The following is a 23,527-nucleotide window of genomic DNA, read 5'->3' as shown; positions in this document are numbered from 1 at the left end:
TTTACTTTTTAACAGCTACAGCACCTATATAACCACCAAAGTGCTTTAAAAAGGTTTTGTATAGTATGTTATCTAAGGGAGAATTGGTAATGTAAGTACCAAATGTATACTTTATATGGAAGTTATGTTTTTCCAGGAGGTCCTCCACCTCCTCCAACGAGTAAAATCTGGTATTAACTCTTATCTTCTTCCCATCCACAACCTTTGTAATATCTCCCTTCCTCTTTTTTATAGCTTTTACAGTGTACCACCATCCCTTTCTTAACAGGGATTTAAATATCCATCTCATATGATAGAGGTTGGCCAGAGTAAATATAAATAAACCTTCTTTAACGAGAATTCTTCTTATCTCCTTAAGTGCTCTGTTTATCTGTACATGATTCAAGGCTCCAAAGAAGGAAATTACACAGTTGAAGGATCTACTTTTAAATGGTAGATGTTGTATATCGCCTACAACTACAAATTTTCCACTTTTATCCTTGGCCCTTTTTAACATCTCTATGGATATATCCAATCCTATTATGTTATAATCTCTCAGATACATTAAATGTTCTCCAGTCCCACACCCCACATCTAAGATTAAGTAGTCTTTCTTTATCTCACTTTTCAGAACTTTAAATTCCACAGATCTCATGTATTTTATATCCTTGTATATGTTGTCGTACTCCTTGGCCAAGGTGTTGTAGTACTCTATTACTCTTCTCATGATATCCAAAAATATTTTTTTATATTCATTATATCAAACGATAAAAAATATAATAACTACTATAAAAACGGTTAAAATCAATAATAACCTAATAAAAGAACTAATTCGGGTTAAAAAAATAATTAAGTAAAAATCTGTCCCTATCTTTTTGTACTACAGTGTATACTAGCAAAGTAGAACAGGAGTTCCTTTAATTCTTTTTATGGGATTTTATGGGAAATTTTTTTACTTTCTTTTTATTTTCTATTCATCCTTTTACTATTTATTACGATTTTGTCCATGATAGATTTATTTTATTTCTTTTTTTAAGCTAGTTGGCGATTTAATTACCTATTATTTTTTTATTCAGGTTTTGCTGTTAGGCGTTATGGTATTATTTTGTTTTGAGAGGAGTATTAAAGAAAGTTTTAATTAAATTAAATTTCAATAGAAAAATATTTATATTACAATTTTAAATTGATTTACTATACAAAACTACGAGGTGATACTTTGCACATAATGGAAGGATTTCTACCACCAATGTGGTGTGCATTTTGGTACGTTCTATCGGGTATAGTAGTGGGTTATGGAGTTATAAAGATGAACAAACTTATGAAAGAACAGCCAGAAGTTAAACCTCTGTTGGCAGTTGCAGGAGCATATATGTTTGTACTCAGTTCCCTTAAACTACCTTCAGTTACTGGAAGTTGTTCCCACCCCTGTGGTAATGGATTAAGTGCAGTGCTCTTTGGTGTACCAATTACCGCTGTTTTAGCCACTGTTGTATTACTCTTCCAGGCTCTACTGTTGGCCCATGGTGGTATAACCACCTTAGGAGCAAATGTATTCTCCATGGGTATTATGGGTCCTCTTGCAGGGGCAATTGTATGGAAAATCCTAAAAGGAAAGATAAACTCCTCATGGGCAATTATGTTAGCAGCTATTGCTGCAGATTGGATTACTTATGTTACCACCTCAATACAACTTACATTGGCATTTCCAGGAAATAATCCAATAGCTACATTGACAACGTTCTTAGGTATTTTTGCCATTACTCAGGTACCCCTTGCAATTGCAGAGGGTTTATTGACAGTAATACTTTGGGACAAGATAAAGGAGTTAAGGCCAGATATACTTTTGAAGTTAGGAGTTATTGATGAAAGTGAAGTTCCAAACTACACATCTTCATTAAATACCAGTACTGGAGGTGCTGAATAAATGGAAACAAAACATATTATTATGATCTTAGGAGTTATATTATTAACCGCTGCTCCACTTATAATGTACGCTGGTAAAGGGGAAGAGCAAGGATATTTTGGGGGAGCAGATGATGCAGCAGGAGAGGCTATAGAGAAACTGAATCCAAATTATAAACCTTGGTTTAGTCCAATATGGGAGCCTCCAAGTGGAGAAATAGAATCCCTTCTCTTTGCGTTACAGGCTGCAATAGGTGCCATAATCATTGGATACTTTGTAGGATACAACAAAGCTAAGATAGAGTTAAAATCCGGGAACCAATAACCTCTCCTTTTTATTTTTTTTATTCTGTTAATTTAAGATAGTTTCTATTTTTACAAAATATTTTCAGGTGAGTTAGATTGCAATTAAACACTATAGATCACATAGCCCATACTAACAGGTTGCGCCATACCAACCCTAAGTTAAAGGTATTATTTGCATTATCTATGCTGTTGATCGCTCTTTTCTCAAAATCTATCGTAGTACCTCTAATTATAGCTTTCATAATGATAGCTCTAACTATCTTTGTAGCAAAAGTCCCACTGAAGATATATCTACTTCTTCTAGCAACTCCTTTAGGGTTTGGAATACTTACAGTGATCTTAATGGGCTACATATACGTAGGCGGTAATGAACTATTCACCATAGAGATCTTCAACTTCAAAATCTCTATCTACAGTTACGGTATAAATTTAGGGTTGTTGGTATTCAGTAGAATGCTTGGTTGTGTTGCTTCTACTCTATTCCTGGCACTAACCACCCCTATAACTGAACTTTTCTATATCTTAAAGGAATTGAAAATTCCATCTGCCATTTTAGATATTGCAATGATGATGTATAGGTATATCTTCCTCTTACTTGATGAGATGATAAGAATAATGAACGCCCAAAATACAAGATTGGGGTATAGAAATCTAAAAACCACTTATAAATCCTTAGGTACATTGGCTGCTATTCTCTTTATAAGGGCATGGGAGAGAGGTGAAAAATCCTTCATTATAATGAGTTCTAGGGGATACAACGGAGATTTAAAACTTATAAATAAGATAGAATCTCCTCCTGTTAAGTATTTACTGTTGATAATTATACTGGATATTTTCCTGATAATACTTTCCTACCTAACAACAGATTTTAAAGTAATTGCATAGTAAAAAGGATGTGATATCTTTAACTATGGAAATAATCCTAATAAAAAAATAATAATTCATTAAAAGAATATTATAAAATTAAAGAATAGAAAAAATACAGATAGAAAAGTAAAATATAACCTTTATCTTTCTGGACTACATCAAATATTGGATCTCTTCTTAAAGAGTTTTTATAGTTATATTATATGTTATATTTAGGACTATGATTATTTTTTTAAATTGCTAAATAATATCAAATATTTTAGATTTTTTTCTTTTTATTCTCTCCTACTCTCCCTATCTCCAATATAACTTCTGCACCTATACCAGGTTCCATAAGACCTTCATATACCTCTGACACTATATCTCTTATTACTTTAACCTTTAAATCCTTATCTCTTTTAAGAGACTGTATCATCAAGGGGCATTTTAAGTAGGGATAGTTTATCCTTAGAGTATCTCTCTTTAGAGGGTACAACTTTAAAAAATTTATTAGGTAAATGTCTTTGAATCTTTCAATCTCTTGATGTATATGGTTGTTTATTAAATAACCTATGCCCATTCTTTTACACTCCTCTACGACAAATTTAAATACAACATCGTTGCAGAAATCACATGGATACCTGCCCAATACTTCTTTTATATCTTCTCCCTTTAACTCTATAGGATTTAAGAACTTATGGGGAATCCTATGTTTTAGGAGATAATCCTCTATCAACTTCCTGTTCTTAGGGGGAAGGACTACAGATCCAATACTTAGGGATACTACAAATACTTTAAAATATTTTCTTAAAAAATCCAACACTCCTAAATCGTAGCAACACTGAACCAGTATAACAATCCTTTCTCCTTTTTTCAATCCAATACTTTCCAGAGTGGATAAAGCTTTCTCCATCTTCTTCCTTATAATAACTCTATCAATATAGGTATCTACAAGGATCTTCAAATTTCCAGGAAATCTGTCCTTTAAATACTCTCTTAGCTTTCCTACAACCCAGCCTCCAGGTCCTATTATTGTAGATTTATCAGATCTAGTTAGGACACATATATTTAAAAGTGTATCTCCACCTTCACGTATTATCTCTACATCTACAATCTCCAACTTTATATCCTTTAAATTTAATTCCCGACGTATCTCTCTAATCATCCCATAGATTTCTCTTATAAGTACATTCTTCTCGACGTCGGTATTTTTCATTTTATCCCAATAACAATTATATAAAACCTTTAATATACTACGGAAATATATTTTTCACTATAATAGTAGTGATGTAAAAAAAGCGGGAAGATCTCAGAAAGAACTAACACAATAGGGAAACTATGTATAGGAAAATAGATACCATAATAAAAAAAATATCTTCAACTTTTAGAAATATCTTTAAAAGTTTTCTAAGGATGAATTTTACAAAAAAATTTTTTATAACCTACTTTGGATGTTGGATCAGTTTTTTATCTGTAATTTTACTCTCGAAGATATTAGTGTTTCTTTCTTCTTTATTAATACCTTCCCACCCAGAAAGTGTGATAAAAACTGTAGAATACATTGCAACTAAGAAATTTGAGGTAGTGTCTTCTTCAGTTACAACCCATGTAGGTCACAGTTATCTATCTCTTGTACTACCCTACTTCATAAATAACTCTCTATCTTGTATAGCTATCCTCTTGGCTTACATTCTTGTAGCATATCTTTATAGGAGAGAAGTTAAAAGGGATCCCAATGCCCGTGAGGATTATATAAATGCCCTTATATTATTTTACCTGATTACAGTTATAAATCCCTTAACTGGCGCCTTAGGATACAATATAAATATAGAATATCTCCCCGTTGTAATACCTCACGGAATTTTCGAGTTTGCTGGTCTCGCTCTATCTATAGTGACAGGTCTCACTGTTGCAGAGAGAATATTGCCTGTAGAAAATTCTAAGTTCTATAATGAAGTAAAAGGTATTTTTAGTAGAGATATTATTTTAAAGATACTAACCGCCCTGGCTTTTATTGGGCTTGCAGCTTTCTTGGAGCCTTTAGATTGGATAATATATCAGTACTCTATATACTACAACTTAAACGTTATAGAAGTACTCTTTAAAACTTATATCAATCTATTAAAATTTCTTATATCCTTAATAAGACTTTAGAACACTCTCCAGTAAGTTTTTCGAAGTTACTCACTTAAGATTCAGGAATAACTCATAAAAAACCATTAAACAAATTTAGAAGTAGGAATAATCATTTATTTTTAACAGTTACAGTACGATAGGGATAAACTATGAAAAACTATCTAATAGGTTACAGGAGAAAGTTAGAATCCCTAAAAAATCTTGAAGATTATCGTAAGAAGATAGAGAAAAAATACAGGAAGAAGAAGATAAGAAAATTGATAGAAGAAATAAAAATTAATTTAGACAAATACTTTATAAATCTAAAGATCGAGGGAATTATTAAGAAGTATCCAGAAGACTTCATAGTTGAGGAGATCACCAAAGATGGTATAATCTTAGAGTATGGAAAAGATCTTGGAATTTTTAAGGATGATCCCAACTGGAAAGGTGCCTTTATACACTTTACCTTGGAGAAGATAAACTGGAACACCTTAGATGCAATAGGAGAGTTGGTGAAGAGGACAAATTCTAAGAGAAAGAACTTTGGTTTTGCAGGGACTAAAGATAAGTATGCAGCAACTACTCAACGAGTAGGATGCTTTGGGATAAAGGTAGAGGCTCTGGAGAGGATAAAAGATAGTATAAAGGGGATAAAAATAAGGGATATCCAAAGGACAAATAAAAAGTTAAAGTTAGGTGATCTCTGGGGCAACAGATTTACTATAAAGGTAAGACTGAAGGATAGAGACCCTCAGGAAGTTGTAGATATTCTAAAAGATATTAAGTTAAATTATATATTGAACTACTATGGCATCCAAAGATTTGGTACAGATAGACCTATAACCCATATAGTGGGAAAACTTATATACAACAGGGACTTTGAAGGGGCATTTTACGCTTACTGTGGAACTCCACTATTCGAGGAAGGCAGAGTACGGGAGGCTAGGAAGTTGGTAGATGAAGGAGATTTCAAGGGAGCTCTAAAGATGTACCCAAAGGAACTCTACTACGAGAGAAAGATGCTCAAGAGATACTTGGAAACTGGAAGTTTTATTAAGAGTTTTAAGGTTTTACCACCTCATTTAAGATGTATGTTTATAAACGCCTATCAGTCCTACCTTTTCAACGAGATGATAAATAGGAGGTTCCAGTACGGTTTTGAACCCCAGGAGGGAGATATACTGTTTGGAGGTATTCCCACAGGGGCTGTTTTAGGTAGAAAGTGTAGGCTGGCTGAGGGGATACAGGGGGAAATTGAAAGGGATATCATAGAAGAGGAGGGTATCGACCTTCAGAGATTCTATATAGAGGACTTTGGAGACTTCCCAGGCACTAGGAGGAGATTGATCACTAAGGTTTATGATTTTACATTCTGGGCAGAAGAGGACGGTGTAGTTTTAAGGTTTAAGTTGGAAAAAGGTTGCTACGCCACTGTACTTCTGAGAGAGTTTATCAAGGATGATAAGAATATCAAATAAGAGTTTTATCAATTTTATCAAAGTTAATGATTAAGAAAATTGAAAAATTGTGATAATGATAAAAATGAGGGAATGTTTTAAAAATAAAAAAATTACTATTAATTAGTTACTCTATATCAATAAATTTATTATTTTTATTGGATCTCGATGGTGTTTATTAATTTAAAAAGTTTTATCGATCGTACAATTTAATTCCTATAATCTTTTCAACAACTCTTTGGGATAATGACATAAAGCATTTTCCAATTCTTTTCTTCCCATTCCACAACCTAAACCTACTTTCCTTGCAAAATCTAGATCTATTAGATCAGAAGGGCCATGGGCATCTGTATTTATCAAGATAGGTATATCGAAATTCCTTGCAACATTTATCACATGTCCATTTGTTAGAGAGTGCCCCTTCCTCGAGGTAATCTCTAAGAATATATTATTCTCCTTTATATTCTCTGCACACTCCCTGTCTATCAATCCAGGATGGGCTAAAATATCCACATCCTCGGAGATAGAGGCGTAGTAATTTGTTCCCTTCTCTACAGGTTCCACTATTGTCTCTCCATGTATTACAACAATTTCCGCCCCTACATCTTTACACCTTCTCGCCATCTTTGGAATGGACTTAGGAGGTATATGGGTAAGTTCAATACCTACTATAACCCTTATATCCCAGTACTTTTCCAACTCCTCCCTCGCTAACGTTATCTTCTCTATTAAATCCTTATAGTTACTTGCATCTCCATGATCTGTAATCGCTAGGGCAACATGGTTAAGTAGTATGGCCCTCCTTACAAGTTCTGAAGGTATCAGTTCTCCATCACTGAAAACTGTATGTGTATGAAAGTCGTATCTCACACTACCACCTTAGGGTTGCCAGATGCCCACCATCAATACATGATCCTTCTCAAAGGGCTCAATATCCACCTCATCCACTATCTTAAAACCTCCCTCTATCAGTATCTCCTTCTGCTCCTTAAATATCTCCTTGGGGTCCTTTACAACATCTATACTTCTTGCCTTTATAGCTATTATACCGTATCCTCCCTCCTTTAAGAACCATCTGGCATTTTTAATAAGTATCTCAGCCTGATTTACCTGAGCGACGTCTTCGTATATCACATCCACCATCTCAACTATATTACTGTAGGTGTTCGGTAAGTTAGCATCCCCCAGTATAGGTATAAGGTTTGTTCTATCCCTACATACTTCTAAGAACTCCCTCATTATTCTCGGCGAGAACTCCACAGAGTATACAGGTGTGTATTCCACAATATCTGCAACATGTGAAGGTGTGGTACCTGCCGAAGCACCTAAGTAGAGCACCTTTGAACCTCTCTTTATGGGCATAACCTTAAGCCCCTTCAATATGGCAGCTGCCAACTTACTCTTGCTAGGGTTCCAGATTCTATATTCCGCCCCTTCTATCTTAACTATCTTCTCTCCATAAACTCTCTTGGAAGGGATTAAGGATTTTGTCCCTATTTTCCTGACCCCATCACCTGTATCTATCTCATATACGTTATCGAAGATCTCCCTAACTTTCAAAGTATCACCATTTTGAGGATGTCTTACCTATTACTTTCTTTCCCTTTTTTCGGTTTTTTATCTTTTTCTTTTTCTTCTTATCTCCTTTCCTTTTCATACCTTTTTCTTTTTTCTCCTTCTTCTTCTTTGAAGGTTTTTTCCTAGGTTCTGGGTACTTCCTCTTTATCTCCTCAACCTTCTTATTAAGATTCTCAAGAAGTTCATCTGCTATGTAGTTTCCAAAAACATCTGCTCTAACTCCCACAGCCAACTTACAGGCTAGAGCCCTTGCTATCTTCCCCCTAATCCACCAGGGAGAGCTTTGAATAAGAGGGTGTTGGAATATTACCCCATGTTTTGGAGGATCTGCTCCTAATCTCAGATGTGCAAATAGTGCCTTTTCAGCTCCGATAACTTGTATTGTAGAGGCGGGGAGTTTTGACAACCTCTCCAATCCCCCAGTTAAACTTATAAGTCTGGCACCCAAGGAAACCCCTGCCAACTTTGTTAAGTTAGGTGCAGTCTCCTCCATTAATTCTCCCAAATACTTCAGTAGGCTATCTCTTAGGTTATACATAGATATTATTTGATCTGCAAATCCCTTTATAATTGAGAGATCCTCCTCGGATAACTCTGCACCCATTGAACTCTTTGCTACTTTAGATAGTGTTTTGGCTGTTTTTGAAGGTAGAAACTCCTTTAACTTAGTCCTGGTGTAGTTTTCCCTCTTTAAAAATTGGGATACCAATTTTGCATAAAGTTCATGTTTCTTTACAATCTTGTCCATCTCTGGGAAGTAGAGAGAATACCACTCCCTAAGTCTCTCGGAGAATAAATTAAGTGTCTCATCTAAGTCATCTAAGGCACTTACAGTCTGGATTATCAATTTATCCTTTCTCTCAGAGGATTCCTTCATTAAAAGTTTTGTGAGTTGAGTAGCCCATAGGTTTGTTTTTTCTATAAACTCCTTGTAACTGTTGAAAATGCTGTATTTCTTACCTAGGGGATATATATTCTCTCTTATAAACTTTCCTGGAAGTGTGGGCTCATTTTCTAAGTATTCTACTAAGACTTTTATACCTTTATCCTTTAGATCCCATTCTTTCATTAACTCCTCAACTATTTGAAGGTTTCCTCTTCGGAGGTTATACATGATTTTGGGAATCTCTTCTTCTGGAAATATTTTATAGTGTTTTATGTTCTCTAAATTTAGATCACCGTTATATTCTAGGAGAAAAGCACCATAGGATGTGAATATCAGATAGTACATAAAATCACCGTTATTTTTCTATAAAGGAGATAGTATAGGCCATTAAATAATATAGCATAAGAGCAATACATTTTCACTAAACAAATATCAATGATTAATAATATAATAATGGTTAGTATAATATTTAATGAAGATATAATAAAAATTAAAAACCTTTATTCAAAAAGGGAAAGAGGTGTAATTACACATCTATCATCTCTTAAAATTCTCTTTACACTGAGATTAGGATAATGGCAGATAATTTTTATTTATTAGTAATATCTATTATAACAATTATACTCTCTTACTGTGATCTTCGTAACATTAGGCTTTAATTTTTGTTTATATTTTTTATATAATATATCTTATATAAGGTTATTATACGATAATATTTTAAATTACTATAAAAATTTTAAAATTTAATTTTGGGATAATTTGGGGGATAAAATGGGATTTTTTGATAAAATACTTAATATATTCAAAAAAAGCTCTAATATTGCCTATGCAAGATCCCAGAGTATAGACCTAATAGAATTGAAGAGAAACCCTTATTATATTGTTGCATCTGTTGAGTTGGGAAATACTACAACAAAATCCATAATTACAGCAACCAATATGGAAACGGGTAATACCTACATTGTTAGTAAATACGTTGTAATGACCAGGGATGTGAGGCCACCAAAAAAAGGGGAGGAGGTATTTGGAAAAACCATCTGGGGAGTGGAATTGACTAAGGGGGCAGTTGCAGATATGGTTAAGGATGTATTACTTGGAGCCTTGAAAAAGGGAAACCTTACAGTGGATGATCTCCATTTTGTAGTTAGAAGTACTGGAGTTACTGCAGGATTTGCCTCCCCAGAGGAAGTATCTAATATGATAATAGCCCTTGCAGAAGGATGTTTAAAAGCAGGAGTACCTCCTTCAAAGATGGCTCCTGCCATGAGTAAAAGCCAACTTCCAAAGCCCTTTGACAAGTACAGTCTAATGGATAAGATCATATTTGACGGTGCTGTTACTGGAGTGGTACCTCCAACTGGTAAAGAAGTTGTAGCCAATGAAATGGAAGGTGAGTTAGTTACTGCAGGAATAAAGGTGGGGGCAAAGTGGACCCATGTAGATTTCAGAAACCCATGTATGAGTATAGACTTTGGTACAACACTTGCAGGTAGGATAACAGATGACAGTAAGCCCTACGCCCATGTTATCGGCAACTTATGTGGCCTTGCAGGTGCCATTGCAGACAGTATAGTTAGAGGTAGTGGATTGGTAAGTAAAGATAAAGGTGCAGTACTGGATATAAAGAGTAGGGAAGGTAAAATAAATAGAGAACTTGCAGAGGAGTATGGAGAAGAGATACATAGATATATAAGGATCTGTGAAGTTCCTAAAAATGTAGAGAGATTTGGAACTGTACCTGTAAATCCAGAAAGTGCAGAAAGGGCGGGAACAACCCTTATAGGTTGTGATGTAGGAGAGAATGGAAGTGATCTACCAAAGTTGGAGGAGATTGGAAAGAAAATCTTAGAGGAGAGTAACATCCCAACCCTACTTTACACCTTGGATATAGTATCTGCAAAGATAACTGAGAGGCTTGTAGAGTTGGCAAGAGATATGGGCCTTATAAGTGATAAAAGTGCCATTGGAATAACTGGAAGGGCTGGAATAACAGGGGATAAACCTAGGTTGATATTAGAGAAATTGAATAATTTAGGTATATGGGATAAACCTGAAGATAATGTAGTGTTCGTCGAGGATGGCCTTGCATTGGGGGCCAGTATTATGGCCAGATGTATGAACTGCTTAGGTACTCCACAGAATCCTGTTGGAGGTAATAGAGGTGATAGGTGTATACTGGGAGAAAGGAGGAAATGGCAGAAGGAGAAAGGGATGATAAGGTAAGTTATTTATCTTAAAAAGTGGATAAAGTGTACTTTACAACTTCTCCTATTAACTCTCTCCTCTCCCGTTTTATTCCTTTCATTCATCTAATTTTTTTTTTAAAATATGGTATAATTTTTATCCCTGTTTAATCACTGGGTATTAAAACTTTCTTTTAATTCCTTGTAGATAGTATCCAATCTCCTGGCAACCTCTTCCCAGGAAAATCTCCGTGAGAACATCCTCCCGTTTCTACCCAACTTCCTTCTCAGATCCTTGTCATTTACCAACATCTCTATCTTCTCCTTTAACATCTTTACGTTGTTAGCCTCAAATAGAAAACCGTTGTAGTTGTCGAGAATCAACTCTGGGATACCTCCTACCTTGGAGCCTACTACACATTTCCCCGAGGCCATAGCCTCCAATATTATCATACCGAAACCTTCAGAGGTAGAAGGAAGCACTAAAAAACTACATCTTCTAAGGTATTGGGCAACTTCCCTTTGATCCTTTTTCCCTAAGAGTTCGATATTTTTAATGCCTTTTCTCTCTATATACTCTTTAACTTCCCTGAAGAGTGGACCATCTCCTATAAACTTAAAGTTAAAGTTTATATCTTTAATAGCCTCAATTAACGTATACAATCCTTTCTGAGGTACAAAAGATCCTACAAAAAGACCGTAATCCTCGTCTATACCAGCATCATAGAATCTCCTGAAATCCACTCCGTTGTATATCACCTCACTTTTATCCTGGTACTCCTTAGGAAGTTGTTCCTTTAAGTATCTACTTATACAGATTATCCTATCACAATATTTGAGAGCATATTTGAAGAACAGTCTACCAATGGGATGCTTAGAGAGTATCAACACATCACTGCCATGGAGTGTTAATATATGAGGTATCTTGTACCTCCTACTGAGAAGTGCCCCTAAGAAACCTTGGGGAAATGCGTAATGACTGTGAATAATCTCAATGTTGTATTTTTTTATTATGTTTTTCCCCAGGAAGTATCCATTAAAGGTGTAGGTTGGACCTCTTATTCCCCTAATGTACTTTACCTTATGCACCATGGTGTTAGGAGGTTTCTCCTTTAATTCTCCTTGAAAACTGTAGTTAAGAATATGGAAATTATATGGTGAGATATTCACGAGGTGTCTTATTATGTTATCTACATGATAGGCTATTCCTCCACTGTAGGGATGAAAAATGGTAGGCATGAGAATGTTCATATATATCCCTTGTTACATATAGTCAGATAACATCACCATAGTTTTCATCAAATTGATGAATTATTACAATAAAAAATAAAAATAATAAAAATAAAATATAAAGAAAAGTAAAAAATATAAAACTCCTAGATAAACCTGAATACTTCCTAATACAACTAAATATTTATTTAGTATTCGGAAATCCTGAAATATTTAATAGTTCTACCTTATTTTTTATTTGCTCATTTTCATTGAGATTTTAATTGTAATGATTTTTTCATTATTTTAACTTTAATCATTTTTATAATTAGTATAATTCAATAATCTTTATAATGTATAAAGATTTAACTTTAACGGAGAGAAAGTGGTTCATAAACAATCTCTGTGAAACCATGAAGATCGGAGTATCCTGTAGTGTATTTTTAGACTCTAAAAAGAGCCTTCCCAATGCTTTAGACTTCTTAGAGGGTAAGGTAAAGTATGTTGAGTTATTATGTGATGGTAATTTAAATATTATGAAGGAGGAGAACATAGAAGTGGTAGATTCCTACAACTTAAAATACACGCTCCACTGTCCACTGACAGATCTAAATCTTTCTTCCTTTAGGGAGAAGATAAGACGGGCAAGTTTAGATCTTGTCAGAGATATCCTGCAGGTTGCCAGTAAGGTAAATAGTAGTATTCTTGTACTCCATCCTGGTTACTGTGTATTTAAAGACGATTACACTGTAGCCTTAGAATCCCTTATAAAAACCTTGAAGGAGTTGAACAGGATTCAGGAAGAGTACAGTACTAAGATTACCATTGAGAATATGCCTTCTTATAGTATGTTTATGTTCAGGGAACCTACTAAGGAGATTCTTGAACATTTGGAGGATATAGGCATAACCTTCGATATAGGTCATGCCTTCTTAAATAGAAATATAGAAAGTTTTTTAGAGAGAGGAGTTATAGAGAAAATAACCCATGTCCATATACACGACAACAACGGAGATCTTGATGAACATCTGTGCATAGGGAAAGGCAGGATACCCTTTGGAGATTACAGAGACAAATTAAGAAGAATAAATGGAATAAAGATGATAGAGATGCAGAATAATAGTATTGACGATATAGTCAAATGTATTGAACATCTGAAGGATCTGCTGGAATAGTTGTAAATCTTTTAATATTTGAAAAAAGGCAGGATACCCTTTGGAGATTACAGAGACAAATTAAGAAGAATAAATGGAATAAAGATGATAGAGATGCAGAATAATAGTATTGACGATATAGTCAAATGTATTGAACATCTGAAGGATCTGCTGGAATAGTTGTAAATCTTTTAATATTTGAAAATAAGTATTTTAGAATTTTAAAAAAATATTAATAGTATAAGGATTATTAGTTATCGTAGTTATTTGGTACTTTTTTATATCTCTTTAATATCTGGTGGTAGTGATGATAAGTAGTAGATACTATAAAAATTGCAAGATCTATGTCGTTAAAAAGAATGGTGTAAGGGAGTTATTCGATCTAAATAAGTTAGTCAAATCTCTTTTGAACTCTCAGGTTGATTACAGACACATAAACAGAATCCTCGCTGTACTTCAATCTAGGTTATACGATGGAATAACTACTGAAGAGATAAAAGAAATTGTATGTGAATCACTGAAAGAGATAGACAGGGAAAATGGAACTAACTACTTAGAAAAATATAAACAAAAGCATAATTTAGTAGTTAGAACCTCCAACAACGAGATCCAGCCCTTTGATAAAACCAGGATTATCAAGAAACTTATAGATGAAACTGGGTTAGATAAAGAAACTGCTGAAAAGATAGGAAACGAGATTGAAAAATCTCTGAAGAGACTTAACCTTAAGTACATCACAGCACCGATGATAAGAGAACTAGTAAATGCAAAGTTGATAGAATACGGATTGGAAGAGTACAGAATAAGACACACAAGGTTAGGTATTCCTATATACGACATTAAAAAACTTATAAATGAAGGATGTAGGGAGAACGCAAACCTCATGCACAACCCAGAGTCTATACATAAGTGGGTTGCAGACGAAACGATGAAGCAGTACGCCCTCTTAGAGATATTCCCGAAGGATATTGCAGATGCACATATGAGAGGAGATATCCACCTCCACGACTTGGAGTACGCTGCAATAAGACCTGTATGCTGCCAGCATGACTTAAGGAACTTCTTCATGTACGGGTTAAGAGTAGATGGTACTGGGAGACATACAAGTGTCTCAAAACCTGCAAAGCATCCAGAGGTTGCAATACAGCACGCTGCTAAGGTATTAAGCGCTGCCCAGTGTGAGATGAGTGGGGGCCAGTCGATAGACGAGTTCAACATATGGTTAGCACCTTATATGAGGGGATTATCCTACAGGAGGATAAAACAACTTATGCAGATGTTTATTTACGAGATGAATCAAATGTATGTTGCTAGGGGGGGACAAACTGTCTTCAGTAGTATAAACTTAGAGTTAGAAGTGCCAGAGTACTTAAGGGATAAGGAAGCTGTTGTTGCAGGGGATGTAAGGGGCACCTACGAGGAATACGAAGAGGAGGCTCACCTTATCTTAGAGGCTCTCATAGATGTGATGATGGAAGGAGACGCTGTAAGAAAACCTTTCCTATTTCCAAACTTCATTGTGAAGTTGAGGGAGAGGGCGTTTAAGGATGAAAACAGGGATCTGATGATAAAACTCCATGAACTTAGTAGTAAGTGGGGAATACCTTACTTTATAAACATGTACCCTGAATGGCAGGTGGAGAATACCAACGCCATGGGGTGCAGGACGAGATTAAGTGGAGACTGGAAAGGTGATGTGGAAATAGATACTTTAAGAACTGGAAATATGCAGTGGTACACTGTCAATCTACCGAGGATAGGTTATGAGGCTAAAGGGGATGATGACAGGCTATTCGAGATACTTCAGGAGAGGTTGGAGATACTTAAGAGGGCGCTTTATATAAAACACCAGGTAACTGAAAAGGTCCTCAAAGGTGGAATACTACCATTTTTAACACAGAGGTTCAATGGAGAGCAGTACTACAAATACGAGAATACCACTAAAACCTTCGGTTTCGTAGGGTTGAATGAACTTCTCAAATACCATATAGGGGAGGAACTTCATGAATCCAGGTACGCCCTTAAGTTTGGGGAGAAAGTAATTAAATACATAAGGGATTATGCAGATAACTTAAAGGAGGAGACAGGTTTAAGGTGGAGCGTAACTCAGACGCCAGCGGAGAGTACTGCAGGAAGGTTTGCCAGGTTGGACTACAGATATTACAAGGAAGAATGCAAATTTGTGGTAAATGGAGATTTCTCCAATATAAATACTCTCTACTATACAAACTCTTCACATGTTAGAGTAAATGCTCCAGTGTCTGTAGGGGAGAAGGTTAGGATAGAGGAGAGGTTTCATCCACTTTGTAATGGGGGACATATTACTCACTTCTGGAACATCGAGGCTTATGCAGATCCAGAGGTACTTATGGATATAACTAAGAAAATTGTGGAAAAGTCCAATATAGGTTTCTGGACATATACAAAGAACTTAAGTATATGTGAAAGATGTGGTAGATCTATTGCAGGTCTAAAAGATAGATGTGTATATTGTGGTAGTAGTAGTATTCAGAGGTACAGTAGGATAACTGGTTATCTACAGAACGTCTCCAACTGGAACGATGCGAAGAAGAAGGAGTTAATAGATAGGAGAAGTAATATCCCTAAGGTTTAAATTATTATTATAAATTATTATATTATTATTATAAAAAAATAAGAGAACAAAACCTCAACAAACTGCTTGGCATTAAAAAAGATTTTACTTATATTTTTTGCCAGTGTTTAAAGGTTTTATGATTTTTAACAATACTTCTTTATATTATAATATTATAATCTTTATTGTAATCCTATTTGAAATTTTTTATTACTCTCTTTTGTTTCAAATCGAAAGGGCTTCTATAAATCTTATCCCATCTTTAGATATAACTAAGTTCCCCTTCCATTCTTCCTTAGTTTCTGGATAGTCTGATCTGTAATGGGCTCCCCTACTTTCTCTCCTCTCCAAGGCGCACCTGGTCACAAGTTCTGCAACTGTTATCATACTTTTAAATTCAAAGTATTTCTGAATTTCGAATATATTCCTTAACTTTACATTTTCTAAGTTCTTTTTTAGAAGTTCTATCTTAGATAGGGCACTTTTTAACCCTCTTTCATCCCTGACTATAGACACTTTATCCCACATGGTGCTTTTAAGATCCCTTATAAGTGAATGTATCGAATGTCCTCTATCTGTCTCTATTTTTCCCCTTATATCGTCCTTTATCTTGTTAATCATACCACTTACATCTACCATATCCCTTAAATTCCCCCTATCTTCTACAAACTCCCCTGCACTTCTTCCTGCAATCGCTCCAAATACCTGGGTATCTGCAAGGGCGTTGCCACCTAATCTATTTGCCCCATGGATACCTCCTGTAACCTCTCCACAGGCGAATAGCCCCTCGATGTTCGTCTCACATCTCTCGTTTATCCTTATACCCCCCATAAAGTGATGGGCAGTAGGTGCCACTATCATAGGTTCTTTTCTTATGTCGATCCCTATATCTAGAAACTGTTTGAATGTTGTCTCAAGTCTCTCCTCGATAACATCATCCTCTAAATGAGACACATCTAAATATACACCTCCATTAATCCCCCTTCCTTCCTTTATTTCCGTGTATATAGCCCTTGCAACAACATCCCTTGTAGATAATTCCATCCTCTCTTTATCGTAATTTGCCATAAACCTCTCTCCGTACCTGTTGTAGAGTATGCCTCCTTCACCTCTTACAGCTTCAGTGACTAAAGTACCGCTATTTACCATTCCTGTAGGATGGAACTGCACCATTTCCATATCTATTAACTCCACTCCTTCCCAGTAAGCCATTGCAAAACCGTCTCCTACTTTTTGAAGAGGGTTGGAAGTTATAGGATATATCTGTCCAGCACCTCCTGTGGCAATTACCGTAGATGTTGCATATATGGGAAATATCCTCCCATCTATGAGATCTAAAAAAATAGCTCCATAACATCTGTTATCTTTTACTATCAGTTTTATAGCCATTACATCCTCCAGTACAGTAACGTTGTCCAACTTACAGATATACTCCATCAGAGATGTCATTATCTCATGTCCAGTTCTATCTCCACAGTAACATGTCCTGTTAAAACTCTGTCCTCCAAAGGGCCTCTGGGCTATGCTACCGTCTTCTTTTCTGTCAAACAATGCTCCAAATTTCTCTAAGTTTCTCAGTTCCTTTGGGGCATTTTTTACCAGTATCTTGACCAATTTAGGGTTGTTTATATAACCTCCTCCCTTCAAGGTATCTCTAAAATGTTTCTCAAAATCATCCTCAGGATCCAGTACAGCATTATAACCCCCTTCAGCCATTACAGTACACCCACTTTTACCAAATAACCCCTTAACTGCCACAACAACCCTCTTACCACTACACTCTATTGCACATCTAGCACCAGCCCCTCCCCCTCCTATTATAAGAACATCTGTTATCACGGTATCACCAAGAACTTGGCATTTTAGTATCGACAAGATATAGGATTTTCTAAACAGTGATTATCTTTCTCCTTTATTGTTGGATGAATATGAGTATAGGTAATGGTTTTGGTTATTATTAAAATTATCATTATAATTATCTTTATTAAAACAGTGATTAATAAAATCATAAAAAAGAATACGAATCCCTATTATCTATCCATTCCCCTAAAATGATACTTACTTTTTTTACTTTTTTATTTTTTACCCAAAAAAATTAATCATTTACTTCGCAGATACTATCTTTATAATATCCCCATCCTTTAACTGATAATCTGCTCCAACCCTCATCTTCTTCCTAGCATCTATGGCGTATATAAATTTATCTCCTATTTCGGTATGTATCATATATGCCAGGTCTCTTGCAGTAGTTCCTTTCTTTACCAGAAAACTATCTGGTAGTACGTTACCTTTCTTATCTGAGTATTTGTTCTCATCTTCTACAGGATAGACAACTATCATATCTAAGAGATCGAAGTATGCTCTGTTGAGAACCTCCTGCACTCCAGTGCTACCGTACTTTTTTAGATACTCTCTGATATACTCCAAGGCATTCCTCTGAGCTTCATTCAGTGAATCACTCACTATCTCAAAGTCATTTTTAACCCTGTCGTATTTTATCAACCCTGCTTTTTCCGCCCTCCTCAGTGCCAGTTCTATCTCCGCCGATGTAGGTATAACTATGTAGTCCTTAAATTCCTCTTTTAATCTCTTAATATTTTCCATGGCATCTGGATGATCAGCCTTATTTGCAGCTATGATCATAGGTTTAGAGATTTTTCTCAAGGTTCCTGCCAAGTTCTGTAGATCTTCTTCACGCCATCTCTGAGGATTTTCATCTAAACTAAGAGTGTTTATGGCACTTTTCACATCCTCCTCTGAGATATTTAGACCACTAAGTTGTTCAGCGATAATCTTAACGATATTTTTCTGTTGCTGCCCTCTCCTAGCTAGTTTATCCCAGTTCTTAGAGAGTATTCCATATATCCACATATCTAACTCCTTCAGTAGAAATTTTACATCTTCCACAGGATCGTGATTCTCAGTAGGATTCCCCTCTAGATCTGTTTTACCACTTGCATCCACCACCAATACAAAAGCATCAGCCTGCCTTAGATCGTCCAAGAATTTGTTTCCCATACCTTTCCCTTTATGTGCCTCTGGAACAAGTCCTGCAACATCTACAACCTCAACAGGAATGTGCCTTATACCATCTATACACTTGGAGTTTTGGGGATTACATTTAAGATTCAACTCCTTACATGGACAGGGTGTGGTAATATAAGATATTCCAACATTTGGATTGATAGTTGTAAAGGGATAGTTGGCAATATCAACAGCCTTCTCTGTCATTGCATTGAATAGTGTAGATTTTCCTACATTCGGTTTTCCCACTAGTCCCAAGATAGCCATAGTTTCACTTAGATATTTTTTTAACTTGTTGTGACTATATCTAATTTTGTACCTTATAAAAATAAAATATATTTTCTCATTCATCAAAAATCTTATAAAAAATCAATATGACAAATATAAAATCAATAATGATAATGCCATAATAATTAATATAAGGAATTAATATAAGGTAAAAAATAGTATCTCTCCTTACCCGCAGACATTGGAGGAAGAACAATTCCTCTCTTCTAACACAACAGTTACTATCTATTATATATCATTTATATATGTTTAAACTATTGGAAAGTGAAGTTATTACATAAATCTCCAGGATATCCTTGTGTATTTGAAAAGTATGATACTATTCTTACTTAAATTTTAATCATTTATTTATAATTTTTTATTGTTAAAAATAAAAATATTTGTAAAAATTTTGGGGGTTGTTATATTTAGGTGGGAAAAATGGATATCTTAACGATAGTTTATCTCATCAACTTCGTCCTCCTTTTGATAGCCTCATACATGGATATTAAAACTAAGGAAGTACCTCATATTGTCATTATCCTTATGTTGTTGATAAACCTTTCAGTTGGTTACTATCTCTTTGGATTAGACGCTATATTCTCTTTCTTCGCCACTTTGATACTCTGTCTCATCTTAGGTGTAGGTATGGGAGGAGGGGATGTAAAGATATTCACCACTTTGGCGCCAATATTCTCCTATGGAGATACTATATTACATGTACCAATACCTATACTTCTGTTGATAGGTATAAGTGCTGGAATTGTAGCTCTTTTTCCTCTGATAAATATCTTTAGGAAATACTGGAAAAGTATTGTACCAATTTCATTAGGTTTAAGTGTATTTTATGGTTCCCTGAGATATCTCTTCTATAGGTATAAGATACCTTACGCTTCTCTTCTCCTCTGGGCCTATGTAATTATCTCCATATATATCTCCAGAAAAGTACCATGGTACAAAAAGATTATAAATAAACTAAGTTATTTAACTCCTATCTATCTCCTTGGTATCTACATAGTAGATAAGAATTACTTTATAAATAATAACCTTCTGATTTTCTTTGTGATATATGTATTTGAGCTTATTCTCATATCCCTTGTGATATACGCATTAACTGGTGCCGAGGTATCTGTAAAAAAGCCCATATCTCAGTTGAAGGAAGGAGATATACTAAGAGATGTTATCTACATAAAGGATGGCGTGGCTAAGGTAGAAGAAGCTGGAATGTGGAAAAGGTTTAAACTGATGTTGGATATGGAGATGGGGAAAAAAGGAGACTACGATAAAATCATCCTTACAGATGGAGATGGGTTAAGAGAGGAGGATATAAAACTTCTACAAAAACTACATAGAGAGGGGAATATATCTGTAGAAGAGTTAACTTTAATTACAACATATCCTTTTGTACCTTTTGTAGTGATAGGATATCTAATAGTGTTGATACTTCACTACTACTTTGGAGTGATATGATAGAACCGAAAAATATATATAGAAGAAATAACTTAAAATGCTCCACACTGAGGGCTGGTAGATCAGTCTGGGAGATCGCCGCATTGGCTGTGCGGAGGCCGCGGGTTCAAATCCCGCCCAGTCCACCATTTTTCTACGTATTATTATTTTTTTTATTTTTTAGGTTATTTGTGTAATTTTAAAAATATAATTAAAATAACATAAAATAAAAAAGGATAAAAACCTTTCTACATTTATTTTTCTGGAATAATTTTATTATATTTAATTGTTATCTGTCTGTCTATCTGATTTTAATATTAATAAATTATTATTAATAAATTATTATATATTTTTATAATCTGAATTAAAAATACTTAAAAATATTTTTCTATGTCCAATCCCCTCTTTTCACATATCTCCTTTAACCTGTTGTAAAGCACCTGGTCAATCTCAATACCTTCTCTCCTGTATTTCTCCATATTCATTCTCTCTATCTCTCCAGGGATAAGTATCTTGGAATTCTTAACAGGTTTGGAGTTTTTTATCTCCTCTATGAGCATATCTACCTTTTCCATAAACTTTTCCTTATCTCCAAAGAATCCTGGATCTATAGCTATAAAGAGATCTCCTTTAGTACATCTCTCAGTAGGAGTTGCAGTTCCCCTAACCTTAGTGCCCATCTCGGCTCCACCTATTGCAGCAATCATTTCAATTGCAAGGGCCAGGGCATATCCCTTTGGCCCTCCAAATGGTAATATACAACCTTCTAAGGCCTTCTTAGGATCTGTAGTTGGATTGCCCTCTTTATCTATGGCACAATTTTCAGGAATCCTCTTTCCAGTCCTTGCAGCCTCTAATATCTTCCCCCTTGCAATGGAAGATGTAGCCATATCTAAGGAGTAAATATGTTTTTTTCCCTTGATAGCAATTGCTATTGGATTTGTTCCAAGTATTTTCTCTATACCTCCAAAAGGAGCCATTGCAGGATCTGTATTTGTAATCACTATGCCTATTAGATCCTCTTTAAGTGCCATCTCTGAATAGTGGCCTGCTATACCGAAATGGTTGGAATTCACAGTTGCCACTACACCTATACCTATATTTTTCCCCTTCTCTATAGCTAACTTCATAGCTTTCTCTCCCACCACATAACCTAACCCCATATCTCCATCAATGGTTGCTATTGCAGGACTCTCCCTTATTATCTTGATATCTGGATTGACGTTGATATTTCCTACTTCTATACCCACAACTGTCTGGGGAAATCTACCTATACCATGTGATCGGAATCCCTTGAGATCGGCCTCCACATATATATTTGCGGTGATTTCTGCATCTTCTTCACTTACACCGTAACTTTTCAATATGTCTATAATAAGTTCCTTCTCCTTCTCAGGTGAGATCCTCAAAGTCATCCTGTCACCTTAAGGCCTTATATACTCCATATTGTAGTAAACGATATCTCCGTCGTTGTCTACAATGGCGATTATCAACTTCTTTCTAACAGAGTGGGCGACCCTTACAAACCCTGTAAGTTCTGAGATGGAACAGGGCTTATCTTCGGAGAATACCTTTACGAGATACTCAGAATGTATCTCTTCTATGTTCTCTCTACTGTAGAGTCTGAAATCAGCCCCGTACTTAAGTCCAGTTTTTACGGTATAACCTCTATTTTTTAGATCTCTATACACCAGATACTTTATACATAACCTCTCATCTATCTCTTTGGCGTAGTTGTAGAGTTCTTCAAATGACAGAAACCTATCTTTATATTTAACTTTAATACTGTTTTTCGACAGTAAATAGAGTCCTTCTATGAGAGATAGTGATAAAAAGTTCTCGTTTAACTCCCCGTACCTCTTGGCACTTAGTCTGGATATCCCTTCTTTATTAAATACAACAATCCTCTCCCCAGAGAGTATTCCCACTACAGGTTTCTTTGCCATCATATCCCCTTATTTTATACCCATCACCTTCCTCAAAAAAGTAGATGTAGCCATGGAACATATCACATACCATCCAAGCCATCCAAGAGCTTCATCCGAAACTATTCCAAATCCCCCTCGATAGAATAAACCACCTAACCAGTGAAAGAAGGGTACCAACAACAACTTAGAGAGAATGGTCGGAAGATATACCACTACTCCATTCCAGGAGGGGTTTAAGGTATGTAATACCCCGTTGTAACCGTAGACATGCTTCAGATATGCAATAATGGCTATAATAGGTACCCAGGTGTATATCATAGGTTTAAAACTCATCTTCATCATTTCCATCTGGATCTTCATTATCTCTTCCTGTTCCTTCTCAATCTCCTTCATAAGTTCTGGATCTTTAGAGGCTTTCCTTACCTTTACTTGGAACTCTTTAATTCTCTTTTTAATCTCTTCCATTCTCTCCTGATCAACTAACAATTTCGTTGCTAATGTAATAATAAAAGATACTATAAAGGCTATTATAAGTATGGCAAGGGCAGGATGGATATTTATTACAATGGGCATAAATAGCATATCCATTGTTTTATAGTAGGTATCTACAATAAAACGGAATATCTCAAACATCTTTACCTCCTCAAT

21 protein-coding genes and 1 tRNA gene are annotated in these 23,527 nt (G+C 35.4%); 11 read left to right on the top strand and 11 right to left on the bottom strand.

The features are described 5' to 3' along the window. Position 1: 1 nt before the first annotated feature. On the bottom strand, positions 2 to 706 hold the full coding sequence (locus MHHB_RS00255; RefSeq protein WP_131006620.1) for a class I SAM-dependent methyltransferase: 705 nt from the start codon (positions 704 to 706) through the stop codon (positions 2 to 4). 489 nt (positions 707 to 1,195) lie between these two features. Between MHHB_RS00255 and cbiM the strand changes: the two genes are divergently transcribed. The 3 genes from cbiM to cbiQ all read left to right on the top strand — a co-directional run bounded on the left by cbiM (position 1,196) and on the right by cbiQ (position 3,072). Next, positions 1,196 to 1,903, top strand: coding sequence for a cobalt ECF transporter S component CbiM (gene cbiM, locus MHHB_RS00250; protein ID WP_131006619.1), 708 nt, complete (start codon positions 1,196 to 1,198; stop codon positions 1,901 to 1,903). Further along, on the top strand, positions 1,904 to 2,206 hold the full coding sequence (locus MHHB_RS00245; RefSeq protein WP_131006618.1) for an energy-coupling factor ABC transporter substrate-binding protein: 303 nt from the start codon (positions 1,904 to 1,906) through the stop codon (positions 2,204 to 2,206). Between the two features lie 77 nt (positions 2,207 to 2,283). Next, complete coding sequence (gene cbiQ / locus MHHB_RS00240) at positions 2,284 to 3,072, top strand: cobalt ECF transporter T component CbiQ (RefSeq protein ID WP_131006617.1); 789 nt, start codon at positions 2,284 to 2,286, stop codon at positions 3,070 to 3,072. Between the two features lie 241 nt (positions 3,073 to 3,313). On the opposite strand, the gene MHHB_RS00235 is transcribed toward cbiQ, so the two are convergent. Continuing rightward, positions 3,314 to 4,249 (bottom strand): hypothetical protein, encoded by a 936-nt coding sequence (locus MHHB_RS00235; RefSeq protein WP_131006616.1) that lies wholly within the window; start codon positions 4,247 to 4,249, stop codon positions 3,314 to 3,316. A 122-nt stretch (positions 4,250 to 4,371) separates the two neighbouring features. Here MHHB_RS00235 and MHHB_RS00230 point away from each other — a divergent pair, with 122 nt between their 5' ends. Then, positions 4,372 to 5,187, top strand: a complete 816-nt coding sequence (locus MHHB_RS00230) for a hypothetical protein (protein ID WP_131006615.1) — start codon at positions 4,372 to 4,374, stop codon at positions 5,185 to 5,187. 131 nt (positions 5,188 to 5,318) lie between these two features. Then, entirely contained in the window at positions 5,319 to 6,629 is a 1,311-nt protein-coding gene (truD, locus tag MHHB_RS00225) for a tRNA pseudouridine(13) synthase TruD (RefSeq protein ID WP_131006614.1), read from the top strand. A 195-nt stretch (positions 6,630 to 6,824) separates the two neighbouring features. Here truD and MHHB_RS00220 read toward each other — a convergent pair whose 3' ends face one another. The 3 genes from MHHB_RS00220 to MHHB_RS00210 are packed head-to-tail and all read right to left on the bottom strand — an operon-like array spanning position 6,825 to position 9,417. Continuing rightward, positions 6,825 to 7,478 (bottom strand): histidinol phosphate phosphatase domain-containing protein, encoded by a 654-nt coding sequence (locus MHHB_RS00220; RefSeq protein ID WP_131006613.1) that lies wholly within the window; start codon positions 7,476 to 7,478, stop codon positions 6,825 to 6,827. A 9-nt stretch (positions 7,479 to 7,487) separates the two neighbouring features. Next, positions 7,488 to 8,168, bottom strand: a complete 681-nt coding sequence (locus MHHB_RS00215) for a fibrillarin-like rRNA/tRNA 2'-O-methyltransferase (RefSeq protein ID WP_131006612.1) — start codon at positions 8,166 to 8,168, stop codon at positions 7,488 to 7,490. A gap of 4 nt (positions 8,169 to 8,172) precedes the next feature. Continuing rightward, on the bottom strand, positions 8,173 to 9,417 hold the full coding sequence (locus MHHB_RS00210; protein ID WP_131006611.1) for a Pre-mRNA processing ribonucleoprotein: 1,245 nt from the start codon (positions 9,415 to 9,417) through the stop codon (positions 8,173 to 8,175). Positions 9,418 to 9,843: 426 nt separating this feature from the next. Between MHHB_RS00210 and MHHB_RS00205 the strand changes: the two genes are divergently transcribed. Continuing rightward, positions 9,844 to 11,295 (top strand): methanogenesis marker 14 protein, encoded by a 1,452-nt coding sequence (locus MHHB_RS00205; RefSeq protein ID WP_131006610.1) that lies wholly within the window; start codon positions 9,844 to 9,846, stop codon positions 11,293 to 11,295. Positions 11,296 to 11,426: 131 nt separating this feature from the next. Here the strand turns inward: MHHB_RS00205 and MHHB_RS00200 are convergent, their stop codons facing one another. Beyond that, positions 11,427 to 12,506 carry a glycosyltransferase family 4 protein gene (locus MHHB_RS00200; RefSeq protein ID WP_131006609.1) on the bottom strand — a complete coding sequence of 360 codons (1,080 nt, stop codon included), beginning with the start codon at positions 12,504 to 12,506 and terminating at the stop codon, positions 11,427 to 11,429. A 371-nt stretch (positions 12,507 to 12,877) separates the two neighbouring features. Here MHHB_RS00200 and MHHB_RS00195 point away from each other — a divergent pair, with 371 nt between their 5' ends. From MHHB_RS00195 to nrdD, 3 genes are all read left to right on the top strand, one after another. Then, positions 12,878 to 13,639, top strand: a complete 762-nt coding sequence (locus MHHB_RS00195) for a sugar phosphate isomerase/epimerase family protein (RefSeq protein ID WP_131006608.1) — start codon at positions 12,878 to 12,880, stop codon at positions 13,637 to 13,639. A gap of 18 nt (positions 13,640 to 13,657) precedes the next feature. Next, the gene (locus tag MHHB_RS06440; protein ID WP_153801559.1) at positions 13,658 to 13,798 is read left to right on the top strand and encodes a hypothetical protein; all 141 of its coding nucleotides are present in this window, start codon (positions 13,658 to 13,660) and stop codon (positions 13,796 to 13,798) included. Between the two features lie 127 nt (positions 13,799 to 13,925). After that, positions 13,926 to 16,232, top strand: coding sequence for an anaerobic ribonucleoside-triphosphate reductase (nrdD, locus tag MHHB_RS00190; protein ID WP_131006607.1), 2,307 nt, complete (start codon positions 13,926 to 13,928; stop codon positions 16,230 to 16,232). Positions 16,233 to 16,436: 204 nt separating this feature from the next. On the opposite strand, the gene tfrA is transcribed toward nrdD, so the two are convergent. Then, positions 16,437 to 18,050 carry a fumarate reductase (CoM/CoB) subunit TfrA gene (tfrA, locus tag MHHB_RS00185; protein WP_131006606.1) on the bottom strand — a complete coding sequence of 538 codons (1,614 nt, stop codon included), beginning with the start codon at positions 18,048 to 18,050 and terminating at the stop codon, positions 16,437 to 16,439. A gap of 264 nt (positions 18,051 to 18,314) precedes the next feature. Further along, a complete protein-coding gene (locus MHHB_RS00180) occupies positions 18,315 to 19,502 on the bottom strand; it encodes a redox-regulated ATPase YchF (RefSeq protein WP_131006605.1) in 1,188 nt (395 codons plus the stop codon). 441 nt (positions 19,503 to 19,943) lie between these two features. On the opposite strand from MHHB_RS00180, the gene MHHB_RS00175 reads away from it, so the two are divergent. Both MHHB_RS00175 and MHHB_RS00170 read left to right on the top strand, forming a co-directional pair. Further along, the gene (locus MHHB_RS00175; RefSeq protein ID WP_131006604.1) at positions 19,944 to 20,972 is read left to right on the top strand and encodes an A24 family peptidase C-terminal domain-containing protein; all 1,029 of its coding nucleotides are present in this window, start codon (positions 19,944 to 19,946) and stop codon (positions 20,970 to 20,972) included. Between the two features lie 51 nt (positions 20,973 to 21,023). Beyond that, positions 21,024 to 21,100, top strand: a tRNA-Ala gene (locus MHHB_RS00170). 225 nt (positions 21,101 to 21,325) lie between these two features. On the opposite strand, the gene comC is transcribed toward MHHB_RS00170, so the two are convergent. From comC to MHHB_RS00155, 3 genes are read right to left on the bottom strand one after another with little or no spacing between them, the layout of a single operon-like run. Continuing rightward, complete coding sequence (gene comC / locus MHHB_RS00165) at positions 21,326 to 22,366, bottom strand: L-sulfolactate dehydrogenase (RefSeq protein WP_394342762.1); 1,041 nt, start codon at positions 22,364 to 22,366, stop codon at positions 21,326 to 21,328. 9 nt (positions 22,367 to 22,375) lie between these two features. Continuing rightward, positions 22,376 to 22,900 carry a tRNA-intron lyase gene (gene endA / locus MHHB_RS00160; RefSeq protein WP_192893779.1) on the bottom strand — a complete coding sequence of 175 codons (525 nt, stop codon included), beginning with the start codon at positions 22,898 to 22,900 and terminating at the stop codon, positions 22,376 to 22,378. Positions 22,901 to 22,906: 6 nt separating this feature from the next. Next, on the bottom strand, positions 22,907 to 23,503 hold the full coding sequence (locus MHHB_RS00155; RefSeq protein WP_131006834.1) for an EMC3/TMCO1 family protein: 597 nt from the start codon (positions 23,501 to 23,503) through the stop codon (positions 22,907 to 22,909). Between the last annotated feature and the right edge of the window lie 24 nt (positions 23,504 to 23,527).

Origin of the sequence: Methanofervidicoccus abyssi (assembly GCF_004310395.1) — an archaeon.
In the GTDB taxonomy this organism is placed as follows: Archaea; AGJL01; Methanococci; order Methanococcales; family Methanococcaceae; genus Methanofervidicoccus; species Methanofervidicoccus abyssi.
This window is presented reverse-complemented; position numbering and strand designations above follow the sequence as displayed.

Excerpts from the sequence above, each read along its gene's own strand:
- MHHB_RS00255 (WP_131006620.1), bottom strand. The coding sequence starts at position 706 with ATGAGAAGAGTAATAGAGTACTACAACACCTTGGCCAAGGAGTACGAC.
- MHHB_RS00245 (WP_131006618.1), top strand. The coding sequence starts at position 1,904 with ATGGAAACAAAACATATTATTATGATCTTAGGAGTTATATTATTAACC.
- MHHB_RS00235 (WP_131006616.1), bottom strand. The coding sequence starts at position 4,249 with ATGAAAAATACCGACGTCGAGAAGAATGTACTTATAAGAGAAATCTAT.
- MHHB_RS00230 (WP_131006615.1), top strand. The coding sequence starts at position 4,372 with ATGTATAGGAAAATAGATACCATAATAAAAAAAATATCTTCAACTTTT.
- truD (WP_131006614.1), top strand. The coding sequence starts at position 5,319 with ATGAAAAACTATCTAATAGGTTACAGGAGAAAGTTAGAATCCCTAAAA.
- MHHB_RS00210 (WP_131006611.1), bottom strand. The coding sequence starts at position 9,417 with ATGTACTATCTGATATTCACATCCTATGGTGCTTTTCTCCTAGAATAT.
- MHHB_RS00205 (WP_131006610.1), top strand. The coding sequence starts at position 9,844 with ATGGGATTTTTTGATAAAATACTTAATATATTCAAAAAAAGCTCTAAT.
- MHHB_RS00200 (WP_131006609.1), bottom strand. The coding sequence starts at position 12,506 with ATGAACATTCTCATGCCTACCATTTTTCATCCCTACAGTGGAGGAATA.
- MHHB_RS00195 (WP_131006608.1), top strand. The coding sequence starts at position 12,878 with ATGAAGATCGGAGTATCCTGTAGTGTATTTTTAGACTCTAAAAAGAGC.
- nrdD (WP_131006607.1), top strand. The coding sequence starts at position 13,926 with ATGATAAGTAGTAGATACTATAAAAATTGCAAGATCTATGTCGTTAAA.
- MHHB_RS00180 (WP_131006605.1), bottom strand. The coding sequence starts at position 19,502 with ATGGCTATCTTGGGACTAGTGGGAAAACCGAATGTAGGAAAATCTACA.
- MHHB_RS00175 (WP_131006604.1), top strand. The coding sequence starts at position 19,944 with ATGGATATCTTAACGATAGTTTATCTCATCAACTTCGTCCTCCTTTTG.
- comC (WP_394342762.1), bottom strand. The coding sequence starts at position 22,366 with ATGACTTTGAGGATCTCACCTGAGAAGGAGAAGGAACTTATTATAGAC.
- endA (WP_192893779.1), bottom strand. The coding sequence starts at position 22,900 with ATGATGGCAAAGAAACCTGTAGTGGGAATACTCTCTGGGGAGAGGATT.